We start from the raw sequence: 12694 nt of genomic DNA, 5'->3' as shown, positions 1-12694 counted from the left end.
TTCTATCTTTTTTTATTGATAATTAATTATACTCTATTGATGTTTATATGTACTAATGTGAATAAAGTTTCTATTAGTTTTCGTAAAGTTCTATAGGCAGTCCATCTGGATCATTAAAAAAAGTGAATTTTTTATGAGTTAAGGAGTCTATTCTAATAGGTTCTACAGCTATGTTTTTATGAATAAGTTGTTGTTTGCTTTTTTCTATATTTGCAACTTCAAAAGCTAAATGTCTTAATACTAGGGCTTCTGGTTTAGAAGGTCTGTTAGGAGGGTTAGGAAATGAAAACAACTCAATAATATATTCATTATTTAAACATAAATCTAATTTGTAAGAATTACGTTCTGGTCTATAGGTTTCTTGTTTAATAGTAAGTCCTAAAATTTGAGTGTAAAATTCTTTAGACTTTTGATAATCAATACAAATAATTGCAATGTGATGTATTTTACGAAGCTGTAACATATAACAAAAGAATTAAAATTTTCGACACCAATCAAAATGATTGTGAATAATATTATCTTTATTTTCTTGAATAAAATTTAAATAAGCTAGTCCGCTAGGAGGGAGTTGTTTGTCTTTTAACCAAATTAAATTCCACTGTGTTTCTATGGGTAAGTTAGGTAATGATAAAATTTCTAAATCATCGTTTAACAACTCATTTCTCATCCCTATTAAAGGCATAATAGAGTAACCCATGTCTGCAATAACCGCTTGTTTTACGGCTTCGTTAGAAACTAATTCTATTGTTTTTTTATTTTTAATAGCGTTATTGGTTAGGTACTTTTCCATGGCTTGTCTTGTGGCAGAACCTTCTTCTCTATAAATTAAAGGAATGTTGTTTAAGTCTGATGTTTTAAATTTTAAAATAGGTGCTTTGGTATTGTGTTTTCTTACCAAAAAAAGTTTGTTAGACATTAATGGAACTCTTTCTATGTTTAAGTTTTCGGGTATGGTAGATACTAATGCAAAATCAGTTTTATTTTTCTCTAAACTTTCTATTACTTTTGATTTATTAGTTACATCAATAATAATTTCTATGCTAGGAAAAAGCTTAGAGAACTTGGTTAAAAAGTAAGGAACTACATATTTACCGGTAGATACTACCGAAATTTTTATTTTACCAGTAACCATTCCTTTGTAAGCCATGGCTTTGTTCTTAATATCTGCCATTTGATTCACAATTTCATGACAAGCGATAGCAATTTCTTGTCCAAATTCTGTAACATGAATTTTTCTTCCAATTACTTCAATCAACGGAATATCAAATTGTTCTTGTAGTTTTTTTATTTGTATAGATACTGCTGGTTGTGTTAAATGCAACTCTTCTGCGGCTTTGGTAATGCTGTTTTTTTGAATCACCTTTAAATAAATAACCAATTGATGTAGGGTATAATGCATAATTATTTTTTATGTTTTATATATAAAGTATAAATATAAACATATGAGTTATAATTTAGACTTTTGTAGAAAATTATAATAATATAACTATGAAACAGTTACAGATTAAAATGTTAGAGCTTACTACGAATTCTAGCGAAGCAAAAACTCAAATTAATTCTTTGTTAAAAAGTAATTTGTCTTATTTGAATAAAGAAGATTTTGGAAAAGCAGAGAGGTACGGGGAAAAAGTAACAGATTTTTATGTAGCCATAGAAAAATTAAAAAATCAACAAGCAAAGGTCTTAGGAAGTATTTCACGATTAAAACCAAATCAGAAAGTACAAATAGACTGTCAAATCAATTTAAAATTTTATTAAAACCAAACTATGAATTTAGATCTATTAATGGATAATTTAAGCAATCCTGCCTTATTGTTTTTCTTATTAGGGATTATTGCTGTACAGTTAAAAAGTGATTTAGCTATTCCAGAAAATTCCGCAAAATTTATTTCACTTTACTTATTGTTTTCTATTGGTTTTAAAGGAGGACAAGAATTGGCACATAGTCATTTAGGTTTAGATATTTTATGGATATTACTTTTTGGAGTTTTGCTAGCAACTATAGTTCCTCTATATACTTTTTTTATTCTTAAAAAGAAATTAGGAATTCAGAATGCGGGAGCTATAGCGGCTGCGTACGGTTCTGTTAGTGCAGTAACCTTTGTAACCTCTGTGTCTTTTTTAGAAATGCAGAATATAGATTTTGGCGGACACATGGTGGCTGTAATGGCTTTAATGGAAGCCCCTGCCATTATTGTAGGAGTTTTACTAATGTCTTTTTATAAAAAAGAAAAATCTAAAACGGTAAGTTTTGGACAAATAGTAAAGCATTCTTTTACCAATGGAAGTGTGTTATTGATTATGGGAAGTTTAGTCATTGGATTTTTAGCTAGTGAAAAACAAGCAGCGGGTATTTCTCCTTTTACAACAGATATTTTTAAAGGATTCTTGGCAGTGTTTTTATTAGACATGGGAATTACAAGTGGAAAGAAATTAGCAGCTTTTTGGAAAAATGGAGCTTTTCCTTTTGTGTTTGCTATTGTTATACCAATTGTAAACGGTGTAATAGTTTCTTACCTGTCAAGGTTTGTAACCAATAGTCATGGAGATCAATTACTGTTTGCCATTTTAGCTGCAAGTGCTTCTTATATAGCGGTTCCTGCAGCTATGAAAATAGCTGCACCCAAAGCTAATCCAGGATTATATTTACCCATGGCATTAGCCATTACCTTTCCCTTTAATATTACATTGGGTCTACCGTTGTATATGTATATAGTAGAATATTTCTAGTTAGTTTTTATTATTCTTAACAAGCGTTCTCAATTAATTTTGAGGACGTTTTTTTATAGAATTCATTACTCTTTGGGCACTTCTAATAGCTCCTTCCATATACCCAGAATAATCGGTAGAAGTTTCTGTACCTGCTATCCATAATTTATGATTGTAATAAGAGTTTTGAAAAACAGCATCTCCATTTTTCTGATGTGGTAGTACTAAGTCACCGTATTCTGTAGAGGTGTATTCTTTGTTTTTCCAAACCATTTCTTCGTAATTAACATAGTATCTTGCTTGTTTACCGTAATATTTTTCTAGCTGACGTAGAGCTAATTCACAACGTTCTTCTTTAGATACTTTATAATACACTCCGTTTAAAAAACCTTTTAAAGCGTAAAGATTATCTTGTTGGTTGGAATGATCGTACATTTCTGGAATTGGTCCTACATTGCTAAAAATAGTTCCACTTAAGTTGTTTTCTCTCCAAAAAGGAGTTTTGTAACTAAAGCCTATTTTAATGGACTCTCCCATCCAAGTATGTGTGTTTTGTGCAATTTGATAAGTATGATTATCTAGTTTAGGATCAAAAGTAATGCTGTTTACTAATAGGTGAGGAGGTAAGGTAGAGATAACAATATCACAAATATGGGTACAGGTTTTTGTTTTAACAGCTACTTTGTCATTTTCATTAATAATAGCAGATACTTCTTTGTTTAAAATAAGATCATCATTGTTTATATGACTAGCTAGTTGATTGATTAGTTGATGAGTTCCTCCTTTTAAACGATAACTAGGTTCTTGGTTTTTGGGAAGTTGTACAATTTGTGCTGGACTGGTAGATATAGGTTCGTAAATAGCAGTGGTTCCCAAAATTTGTTCAAACAAACCAAGGTTTAATTCTTTTACTAGTTTTAAAGCTTCTGTGTGTTGTTTGGCAAACCAAGTAGCTCCTAATTCTATAGGAGCGCTATTGTTTGTTACTTTGGTGTAAATTCTACCACCAATACGTTTTCTTGCTTCTATAATTTTAAACGAATGCTTTGTTTTACTTAAATAGTAAGCTAAAGTAAGACCTGTTAAACCTGCTCCTATAATTATAATTTTTTTAGTACTATCCATTCTCTTATTCTCTATTCTTAAGTATAATAAGTCTGTAATTTGATGTTTACTTACACAATAAAAAAACTCCATGAATTTAAATTCATGGAGTTTTTGTTTTTAAGAACGAGTCTTATAAGTTTGGCTGTGGAGTCATTCTTAAATAAGGTTTTACCTCTTTGTGTCCTTTAGGGAATAAAGTAGGAATGTCTTCATTTTTAACAGCAGGTGTAATAACTACATCATCACCGTTGTTCCAGTTAGCAGGAGTTGCTACTTTGTGGTAAGCTGTTAATTGTAAAGAATCAATAACTCTTAATAATTCGTCAAAGTTTCTTCCTGTTGATGCAGGATATACAATAATTAATTTTACTTTTTTATCTGGATCTATAATAAATACAGAACGTACAGTTAAAGTGTTATCTGCATTTGGGTGAATCATATCATATAAATCTGATACTTTTTTGTCTTCATCAGCAATAATAGGAAAGTTAACGGTTGTGTTTTGAGTTTCGTTAATGTCCTTAATCCATCCGTTGTGAGATGCTACTCCATCCACACTTAAAGCAACAACTTTAGTGTTTCTTTTGTCAAATTCTGCTTTGTATTTAGCCACAGTTCCTAATTCTGTAGTACAAACAGGAGTGTAATCTGATGGGTGTGAGAATAAAACTCCCCATCCGTCTCCTAACCATTCGTGAAAATTAATTTCACCTTCTGTAGTTTGTGCTGTAAAGTTTGGTGCTACATCACCTAATCTTAATGTACTCATAATTCTTTTTTTTTATTTATTATTTGTTGGCCACATATATCCAAGCTTTTTTGCCCGATACAAATGTTGCTTTTATTCTTTTGTAATCAGATACTTCATAAGCATCTGCTTGTGCTAATTCCTCGTTAGTAATTTCAAAAATCATACCTTTTATTTCGTCATTAGGATGGATTGAAATTTCTGCTATAGGATGATATTCTTTTTCGCTTTTTGCTAAAACATCTGGGGCGGTAATTTTTAGTTTACCTAACGCATATCCTTTTAAGGTATCTTTACTCCCTTTTAAAAGTCGACCAAACGATTCTATTTGAACTTTTTCTAATTGTAAGGTTCCGTAGGAAAATAATAAATGCATTTTTTTTGTTTAAGGGAGTTTAAAGGTCTAAAAAATATTGTGTTTTTAGGTTGATTTTTATCAATAAAAAAACAGGAATCAGAAGTAAATCTGATTCCTGTTTTCTGTTAGAGTTTTGTGAAAAACAGCTTGTCATCAATAGCATCTAACAATACATTGCTTTGGTTGCTAATATTACCCGCTAATATTTCTTTAGACAAAAGATTTAAAACTTCTTTTTGAATCACACGTTTTACCGGTCTAGCTCCAAATTCAGGATCAAACCCTTTTTGCGCTAGGGCTAATTTGGCATGGTCTGTAGCTGTTAGTTTTATTTCCTTATTGGCTAATAAATGTGTTAACCCTTTTAAGTGTATTTCTACAATTTGACTAATTTCCTCTATGTTTAAAGGAGTAAACATCACAATTTCATCAATACGGTTAATAAACTCAGGTCTTACAATTTGTTTTAAGTTTTGTAAAACTTCTACTTTAGCTTGCTCTGCAACTTCTTCTCGGTTCTCTTTTTTAACATTTTCAAAACGTTCCTTAATAATTTCTGCTCCCATGTTAGAAGTCATAATAATAATGGTGTTTTTAAAATCTGCCAAACGTCCTTTATTATCTGTTAACCTACCTTCGTCTAACATTTGTAATAAAATGTTAAAAGTATCAGGATGCGCTTTTTCAATCTCATCTAACAAGACTACAGAGTAAGGTTTACGTCTTACGGCTTCGGTTAATTGTCCACCTTCATCATAACCTACATAACCAGGAGGTGCCCCTACCAATCTACTTACTGAATGACGTTCTTGGTATTCACTCATATCTATACGAGTTAATGCATTTTCATCATCAAATAAATATTCGGCCAAAGCTTTAGCTAGTTCGGTTTTACCTACCCCAGTAGTTCCTAAAAACAAGAAACTTCCTAAAGGTTTTCTAACATCTTGCAATCCTGCTCTAGATCTTCTAACAGCATCAGAAACGGCCTCTATAGCATCTTCTTGTCCTACCACTCTTAAATGTAGTTGATCTTCTAGTTGTAGTAATTTTTCACGATCACTTTGCAACATTTTCTGAACTGGAACTCCAGTCCATTTGGCAACAACTTCAGCAATATCATCTTCGGTTACTTCTTCCTTAACTAAAGAGTTTTCTTGGTTTTTAGCTAATTCTTTTTGAGCTAGTTCTAGTCGCTCTTGTGCTTCTTTAATTTTACCGTAACGCAACTCAGCAACTAATCCATAATTTCCATCACGCTCTGCTTTGTCTGCCTCTAGTTTGTATTGATCTATTTCATCTTTTACTGTTTGAACGTTGTCTACAATATCTTTTTCAGATTTCCACTGTGTATAAATACTATCTCTTTTTTCTTTAACGTTGGCTAATTCCTTACGTAAAGCAGTTAGTTTTTTTTCATCTTTTTCACGTTTGATGGCTTCAATCTCAATTTCAAGTTGCATTACTTTTCTATCTAAAACATCTAATTCCTCTGGTTTAGAGTTCATTTCCATTCTCATTTTAGAAGCAGCTTCATCCATTAAATCGATGGCTTTATCGGGTAAAAAACGAGAGGTAATATAACGCTGACTTAATTTAACGGCAGCTATAATAGCGCTGTCTTTAATTTGAATTTTATGATGTGCTTCGTACTTTTCTTTAATACCACGTAAAATAGAAATAGCGCTTTCTGTATCGGGTTCGTTTACCATTACTTTTTGGAAACGTCTTTCTAATGCTTTGTCTTTTTCAAAATATTTTTGATATTCATCTAAAGTTGTAGCACCAATAGCTCTTAACTCACCACGAGCCAAAGCTGGTTTTAAAATATTGGCAGCATCCATAGCACCTTCACCACCACCAGCACCTACTAAAGTGTGAATTTCATCAATAAACAAAACAATGTCTCCTTCGGCAGAGGTTACTTCTTTTACTACCGATTTTAATCGCTCCTCAAATTCTCCTTTGTATTTTGCACCTGCAATTAAAGCCCCCATGTCTAAAGAAAATACTTGTTTGTCTTTTAGATTTTCGGGAACATCTCCTTTTACAATTCTATGAGCCAAACCTTCTGCAATAGCCGTTTTACCCACACCTGGTTCTCCAATTAATATGGGGTTGTTTTTGGTTCTACGAGACAAGATTTGTAAAATTCTACGAATCTCTTCATCACGACCAATTACCGGATCTAGTTTACCTGTGCTTGCTAATTTGTTTAAATCTTTAGCGTATTTGTTTAAAGCATTGTACGTTTCTTCGGCACTTTGTGAGGTTACTTTTTGACCTTTTCTAATTTCATCAATAGCTGCTTTTAAACCTTTTTCTGTTACTCCTTGATCTTTTAGAATTTGACTAACGGTATCTTTATTGTTTAATAAAGCGAGTAACAAATGTTCTACAGATACATATTCATCGTCCATTTTTTTGGCAATGTTACTAGCATCTGTTAATGTTTTAGAACAAGTAGATGATAAACTTAATTGTCCTCCAGTTACCTTAGGAAAACTGTTTAAAGTGTTCTCTAAAATTTGAGGTAATAAAGTAATGTTTACTTGTAGTTTTTTTAATATAAAAGGAGTTACATGCTCATCTATTTCTAAAAGAGCTTTAAAAATATGAGTGTTTTCTATTTGTTGATGCTGTAATCCCTGTGCAATTTGTTGTGCTTGTTGCACTACCTCTTGCGATTTTATGGTATAATTGTTAAAATTCATAACTATTTGTTTTAAGGATTTTTTAAATTCTCTTTGCTAGCTTTTTCTGATGACTATATAGCAATTGTTATTCCCTTGCTAGCAAAATGAATAATTGTCTGATTTCTAGACATAATGTCTGTGTTTACTTAGGTTTATAGGACTTTTTGTCTTGTATGTAAGCTAGTCATAATAGAACGACTGAGATGTTATTAATAGTAAAAGAAGCAATATATTTGCTTTAGTTATAATGTAAATAAGAAATATTATGGGATTTTTTGATAAAATATTAGGAAGCAAGTCTGAAGGTGAGCAAAAAACATCAAAAGTAAAATGGAATGAATTAACTACAGTAGCTCAGTTAGAAGAGGTAGTAGCAGCTTCTAAAGAAAATAAAGTGGTTATTTTTAAACACAGTACACGTTGTAGTATTAGTGCAAGTGTTTTAAATAAATTTGAAAAACAAATAGGAGAAGGGTATACGTTGTACTTTTTAGATTTAATAGCGCATAGGGATATTTCTGCGGCTATTGCTGATAAATTTAAGGTTGTACACCAATCTCCACAGGCTATTTTCTTAGAAAATGGAAAAGTAACTCAGCAAGATTCACATTATGGAATCCTAGAATTAACATTCTAACCTTGGTTTTATTGCTGTAAATCAGTTAGTTATTGTTGTTTTGGTTTCTAATGTTAATTTAATGTTAATTTAATGTTGTTTAAGTGTAAAATAGATGTATATTTGTAGTATCAACATAAATACAACTATTATGAAAACCACATTATTAATATTATCACTATTTGTAGGACTTGTAACTTATGGTCAAAAAGACAATGTAAAAGTTCAGAAACAAGGAAATTTATATGAAGTAACTCTTTTCCATACTAATGGAGAAGTAGCACAAACAGGATATGTTACTGCAGATAAAAAATTACACGGAACATGGAAATCGTATGACAATAAAGGTCAGAAAGTTTCTATGGGACATTATGAGAACGGAAAGAAAACAGGTAGATGGTTTTTCTGGAAAGGTAATAAAGAAGCATTAACTCAAGTAGACTTTGGTTCTGACTACAGAGTAGCAAGTGTTTACGAATGGAAAGGAAATTCTCAGTTAGCAGATAATGAAAGCGAAGATTAACAATCTCTTTCAATAAAAATAAAAGCCACTCAATAGAGTGGCTTTTTTTATGCAACACTTTCTTTTGTGTTTTCTTCTGAAACTCCTTGAGTAATGCAAATTGTTTTATCTAGTCCTTTTAGGTAAGCATAAAAAGTACTACATCTTGCACAGTTTAATAATTCAACAAAAAATAATAGTTTCAGAAACTTCTTTTTGCGTTTTTTAGAACGCAGTGTTGAGGTACAACACGGACAGATTCTTTTTTTCATAATATTAATTTTCTGATTTCTAGAAGTTAAAGCTATGTAAAAAAATAGCCAATTAACTTGATTATTGTTAATTGGCTATTGATTTTAAGTAAGTAATGTGTTTATAAAATGTATTTCTCTATAACTTCTGCAACACCATCATGGTTATTAGAGGCTACAATAACATCTGCTTTGTCTCTTAGTTCTGGAGTAACATTGTCTACCCAAACACCCAAACCAGCAAATTCTACCATAGTTAAATCATTTCCTGCATTTCCTACAGCAATAGTTTCGTGTTGCTCAATTCCTAATTGTTTAATTAACCTGTTTAAGGTAGCAGCTTTGTCTATTCCTTGTGGCATTACTTCTAAGAAAAAAGGCTTAGACATAGAAATACTTAAATCTGTTCTAATTTTTTTTAGTTTAGCTTCTACGGTCTTTAAATAACTAGGTTCTTCTAATAGCAAACATTTTACACAGTTTTTAGTAATGCTTGCTTTAAAATCTGGAACTTTAATATAGAGCATTCCTGTTATGTTTTTTTCTACATCTATATATTCAGAATCTTTAGTTCCTATAATAGAACCGTTTTCGTAAGTAATAAAAGCAGTGTTGTTTGCTTCACTATAATCAAACAATTCATGAATATCTTTTACATCTAAAGTTTGTTCAAAAATACAGTTATCTGTAGACATGTCTATAATTTGACTTCCGTTAAAAGAAATAATATAAGAGTTGTATTTGTCTAATTCCAATTCTTTTGCATAGCTAGTCATAGCTGCAGTAGGTCTTCCTGATGCCAATACTACATACACACCTTTTTCTTGTGCAGCTTTAATGGCTTTTCTGTTTCTGTCTGATATGGTATGATCGTCCGTTAATAAGGTGTCATCCATATCTAATACAATCATTTTGTATTTCATAGACTTGTGGTTTAAAATAAAATTAACTCTTTAAAATAGTGTAAGAGGTAAAAGTAGTTAGAAATTTTGTTTAGTTAAGATATTTTGAAGTTGCGATTTTACATCGTTACTAGTGTCTAAAATCATTTGACTGTTTGTAGGAAATGGAATTTTTTTACCAGTTAACATATTTAAGTGTAAGGTAGATAAAGCTCTTTTGTCTCCTTCTTGATTTGCATAATAATGTTCAAAAACAAATTCACTATTTAAAGGAATGCTAGAAAGTAGTTGATTGTTTTTAAATGTTAAAAAACTTGCCGTAGCTTTTACATTACAGCTTTTGGTTTGTAAAAACTGATGAAAAGAACTTGTAACTTTTATCAAACGATCTTCTTTAATATCGTTTCCTTTTTCGTCTTTTTTAACATTTCCTTTTTCATCTAGCACGTATTTTTTACCATCTACAATTTCTTTTTCTTTTACTAACAAGGTTTCTTTTATACGTTCTGGGCTAATGTTTATTTCGTCATAAGTTAATAGCATTACATAATCGTAGTTCATTTTCTTGTCAAAAGAATTATGATAGCTTACCCAGTAATTATCTAAGTTGTATTCGCTTAAATTTAAAAGATCGTTGGCTAATCTTTTGGGAATTACTTTTCCGGTTTTGTTTTTAAAATCTATCAAAACATAATCCATTCCTTTTGCTCTAGCTTTGTTCACTAGTTCTGGTACATTTTTATAGTTAGGGTTAATTTTTTGTAAATAATTAAAATCATCATGTGCTTCTCTAACCATCAACTTATCATTCATACCAAGCTTGTTGTTCGCTTTGTTGTATAAATATTCAGAAAGTTGATCTCTAACACTTAATGTTTCTCGGGTATAGTTTTCCAATTTAAAATGAAAGCCATCAATAGGTAATAATGGACGGATTTTATTTTGCCTTTTTTCTAATTGCAATAGCGTATTAAATTTACGCTCTAAACTTTCTGGGTTTACATCTTGATTTATAAATTCAAGAGTTCTTTTGTCTTTGTCAACAGCTTTGTTGTAAGATTCAAATAATAATTGATGAAATTCTGGAGCTTTTTTACCATACCTATTGCTTTGTAAGTAAGTTAAAGCTTGCTGAATAGCTTGGTCGTAGTTTCCTTGTGCTAAATATTTTTGAGAAGTTTTTAACCCAGAACAACTCATCATAAAAAGAAAAAGTAAGAAAAAAGGTAGTTTTTTTATCATAAGAATATTGTTTTTTAAGCTAAGCCAATTTTTAGGCCAAACTTTCAGAAAAGAAATGATGAGGTTCTTTTATAGTTTTAGCAGACAAAAGTAAAATTTTCTGTTTTAGTACCATCAAAAAACACAATAAAGGATAGCTTTCTGAATAGAAGAATATTATAGAAATATATTCTTACTACTTTTGGTTAAGCATGAATAAATATTTATTATTTTTGCAATTCATTTTCAACCTCAAAAACACCTAGAATATGAAACGTGATCAAATCATTTTTGATTTAATTCAAGACGAAAAAGAAAGACAATTAAAAGGAATTGAATTGATTGCTTCTGAAAACTTCGTTAGTGAACAAGTAATGGAAGCTCAAGGTTCTGTTTTAACAAATAAATATGCTGAAGGATATCCAGGTAAAAGATACTATGGAGGATGTGAAGTAGTAGATATTGTTGAGCAACTAGCTATAGATAGAGCTAAAGAATTATATGGTGCTGAATACGTAAACGTACAGCCTCACTCAGGATCTCAAGCAAATGCAGCAGTGTATTTTGCAGTATTAGAGCCAGGAGATAAAATTTTAGGGTTTGACTTATCTCACGGAGGTCACTTAACACACGGTTCTCCAGTAAACTTTTCAGGGAAAATTTACAAGGCAGTTCACTATGGTGTAGATAAAGAAACTGAGGTTTTAAACTACGATAACATTTTAGAAATTGCAAAAGCAGAAAAACCTAAAATGATTGTTGCGGGTGCATCTTCTTACTCAAGAGATATTGATTTTGCAAAATTTAGAGAAATTGCTGATGAAGTAGGAGCTTATTTATTAGCTGATATTTCTCACCCATCTGGAATGATTGCAAAAGGAATCTTAAACGATCCTATGCCTCACTGTCACTTTGTAACAACTACTACTCACAAGACTTTAAGAGGTCCAAGAGGAGGAATGATTATGATGGGGAAAGACTTTGATAACAGAGATGGTCTTACTTTAAAAAACGGAAGTTTAAAGAAAATGTCTGCAATGCTTAACAGCGCAGTATTCCCAGGAATGCAAGGTGGACCTTTAGAGCATGTTATTGCTGCAAAAGCAATTGCTTTAGGAGAAGCTTTAACAGATGAGTACTTACACTACCAAGTTCAAGTAAAAAAGAACGCTGCAAGATTGGCTAAAGAATTAGTAGCTAAAGATTATAAAATTATTTCTGGAGGTACAGATAACCACTGTATGTTAATTGACTTAAGAAATAAGAACTTATCAGGTAAAGATGCTGAACAAGCGTTGGTAAAAGCTGATATTACTGTTAACAAGAACATGGTCCCTTATGATACTCGTTCTCCGTTTGTAACTTCTGGAATCCGTTTAGGAGCTTCTGCAGTTACGACTCGTGGATTAAAAGAAGATGATATGGCTGTAATTGCTAACTTTATTGATGAAGTAATTAATAACTTTGAAAATGAAGATGTATTAGAAACTATTGCTAATAAAGTAAATGAATTTATGCAAGATAGACCATTGTTCCAATGGTAGTCTAAATAACTTAATATTAAAAAGAGCCACTAGTAATAGT

14 protein-coding genes are annotated in these 12694 nt (G+C 31.1%); 5 read left to right on the top strand and 9 right to left on the bottom strand.

Annotation, left to right across the window (positions count from 1 at the left end):
• Positions 1-73: 73 nt before the first annotated feature.
• Positions 74-463, bottom strand: coding sequence for an SMU1112c/YaeR family gloxylase I-like metalloprotein (gene gloA2 / locus GGR97_RS05625; RefSeq protein ID WP_167897535.1), 390 nt, complete (start codon positions 461-463; stop codon positions 74-76).
• A gap of 12 nt (positions 464-475) precedes the next feature.
• Positions 476-1399 (bottom strand): LysR family transcriptional regulator, encoded by a 924-nt coding sequence (locus GGR97_RS05620; RefSeq protein WP_167897534.1) that lies wholly within the window; start codon positions 1397-1399, stop codon positions 476-478.
• An 89-nt stretch (positions 1400-1488) separates the two neighbouring features.
• Between GGR97_RS05620 and GGR97_RS05615 the strand changes: the two genes are divergently transcribed.
• Positions 1489-1758 carry a hypothetical protein gene (locus GGR97_RS05615; protein WP_167897533.1) on the top strand — a complete coding sequence of 90 codons (270 nt, stop codon included), beginning with the start codon at positions 1489-1491 and terminating at the stop codon, positions 1756-1758.
• Between the two features lie 9 nt (positions 1759-1767).
• Positions 1768-2730, top strand: coding sequence for a sodium-dependent bicarbonate transport family permease (locus GGR97_RS05610; protein ID WP_167897532.1), 963 nt, complete (start codon positions 1768-1770; stop codon positions 2728-2730).
• 33 nt (positions 2731-2763) lie between these two features.
• Here GGR97_RS05610 and GGR97_RS05605 read toward each other — a convergent pair whose 3' ends face one another.
• The 4 genes from GGR97_RS05605 to clpB all read right to left on the bottom strand — a co-directional run bounded on the left by GGR97_RS05605 (position 2764) and on the right by clpB (position 7636).
• A complete protein-coding gene (locus tag GGR97_RS05605) occupies positions 2764-3906 on the bottom strand; it encodes a flavin monoamine oxidase family protein (RefSeq protein ID WP_209272325.1) in 1143 nt (380 codons plus the stop codon).
• Positions 3907-3946: 40 nt separating this feature from the next.
• A complete protein-coding gene (locus GGR97_RS05600; protein ID WP_167897531.1) occupies positions 3947-4585 on the bottom strand; it encodes a peroxiredoxin in 639 nt (212 codons plus the stop codon).
• Between the two features lie 19 nt (positions 4586-4604).
• A complete protein-coding gene (locus GGR97_RS05595; protein WP_167897530.1) occupies positions 4605-4940 on the bottom strand; it encodes a gamma-glutamylcyclotransferase family protein in 336 nt (111 codons plus the stop codon).
• A gap of 107 nt (positions 4941-5047) precedes the next feature.
• Positions 5048-7636, bottom strand: a complete 2589-nt coding sequence (clpB, locus tag GGR97_RS05590; RefSeq protein ID WP_167897529.1) for an ATP-dependent chaperone ClpB — start codon at positions 7634-7636, stop codon at positions 5048-5050.
• Positions 7637-7883: 247 nt separating this feature from the next.
• On the opposite strand from clpB, the gene ytxJ reads away from it, so the two are divergent.
• The gene (gene ytxJ, locus GGR97_RS05585; protein ID WP_167897528.1) at positions 7884-8255 is read left to right on the top strand and encodes a bacillithiol system redox-active protein YtxJ; all 372 of its coding nucleotides are present in this window, start codon (positions 7884-7886) and stop codon (positions 8253-8255) included.
• Between the two features lie 130 nt (positions 8256-8385).
• Positions 8386-8757, top strand: a complete 372-nt coding sequence (locus GGR97_RS05580) for a toxin-antitoxin system YwqK family antitoxin (protein ID WP_167897527.1) — start codon at positions 8386-8388, stop codon at positions 8755-8757.
• 47 nt (positions 8758-8804) lie between these two features.
• Here GGR97_RS05580 and GGR97_RS05575 read toward each other — a convergent pair whose 3' ends face one another.
• From GGR97_RS05575 to GGR97_RS05565, 3 genes are all read right to left on the bottom strand, one after another.
• Positions 8805-9008, bottom strand: a complete 204-nt coding sequence (locus tag GGR97_RS05575; protein ID WP_167897526.1) for a hypothetical protein — start codon at positions 9006-9008, stop codon at positions 8805-8807.
• 101 nt (positions 9009-9109) lie between these two features.
• A complete protein-coding gene (locus GGR97_RS05570) occupies positions 9110-9910 on the bottom strand; it encodes a Cof-type HAD-IIB family hydrolase (RefSeq protein ID WP_167897525.1) in 801 nt (266 codons plus the stop codon).
• A 57-nt stretch (positions 9911-9967) separates the two neighbouring features.
• Positions 9968-11131: a hypothetical protein gene (locus tag GGR97_RS05565; protein WP_167897524.1), complete on the bottom strand. Its 1164-nt coding sequence runs from the start codon at positions 11129-11131 to the stop codon at positions 9968-9970.
• A 248-nt stretch (positions 11132-11379) separates the two neighbouring features.
• On the opposite strand from GGR97_RS05565, the gene glyA reads away from it, so the two are divergent.
• On the top strand, positions 11380-12654 hold the full coding sequence (glyA, locus tag GGR97_RS05560) for a serine hydroxymethyltransferase (protein ID WP_167897523.1): 1275 nt from the start codon (positions 11380-11382) through the stop codon (positions 12652-12654).
• The last annotated feature ends 40 nt before the right edge of the window (positions 12655-12694 follow it).

The sequence above is a fragment of the Wenyingzhuangia aestuarii genome, assembly GCF_011927765.1.
In the GTDB taxonomy this organism is placed as follows: domain Bacteria; phylum Bacteroidota; class Bacteroidia; order Flavobacteriales; family Flavobacteriaceae; genus Wenyingzhuangia; species Wenyingzhuangia aestuarii.
The sequence above is the reverse complement of the archived record's forward strand: the minus strand, read 5'-3'. Positions and strand labels throughout refer to the sequence as shown.

Coding starts and splice junctions, on each gene's coding strand:
- gloA2 (WP_167897535.1), bottom strand. CDS start 463: ATGTTACAGCTTCGTAAAATACATCACATTGCAATTATTTGTATTGAT.
- GGR97_RS05620 (WP_167897534.1), bottom strand. CDS start 1,399: ATGCATTATACCCTACATCAATTGGTTATTTATTTAAAGGTGATTCAA.
- GGR97_RS05615 (WP_167897533.1), top strand. CDS start 1,489: ATGAAACAGTTACAGATTAAAATGTTAGAGCTTACTACGAATTCTAGC.
- GGR97_RS05610 (WP_167897532.1), top strand. CDS start 1,768: ATGAATTTAGATCTATTAATGGATAATTTAAGCAATCCTGCCTTATTG.
- GGR97_RS05605 (WP_209272325.1), bottom strand. CDS start 3,906: ATGGAGTTTTTTTATTGTGTAAGTAAACATCAAATTACAGACTTATTA.
- GGR97_RS05600 (WP_167897531.1), bottom strand. CDS start 4,585: ATGAGTACATTAAGATTAGGTGATGTAGCACCAAACTTTACAGCACAA.
- GGR97_RS05595 (WP_167897530.1), bottom strand. CDS start 4,940: ATGCATTTATTATTTTCCTACGGAACCTTACAATTAGAAAAAGTTCAA.
- clpB (WP_167897529.1), bottom strand. CDS start 7,636: ATGAATTTTAACAATTATACCATAAAATCGCAAGAGGTAGTGCAACAA.
- ytxJ (WP_167897528.1), top strand. CDS start 7,884: ATGGGATTTTTTGATAAAATATTAGGAAGCAAGTCTGAAGGTGAGCAA.
- GGR97_RS05580 (WP_167897527.1), top strand. CDS start 8,386: ATGAAAACCACATTATTAATATTATCACTATTTGTAGGACTTGTAACT.
- GGR97_RS05575 (WP_167897526.1), bottom strand. CDS start 9,008: ATGAAAAAAAGAATCTGTCCGTGTTGTACCTCAACACTGCGTTCTAAA.
- GGR97_RS05570 (WP_167897525.1), bottom strand. CDS start 9,910: ATGAAATACAAAATGATTGTATTAGATATGGATGACACCTTATTAACG.
- GGR97_RS05565 (WP_167897524.1), bottom strand. CDS start 11,131: ATGATAAAAAAACTACCTTTTTTCTTACTTTTTCTTTTTATGATGAGT.
- glyA (WP_167897523.1), top strand. CDS start 11,380: ATGAAACGTGATCAAATCATTTTTGATTTAATTCAAGACGAAAAAGAA.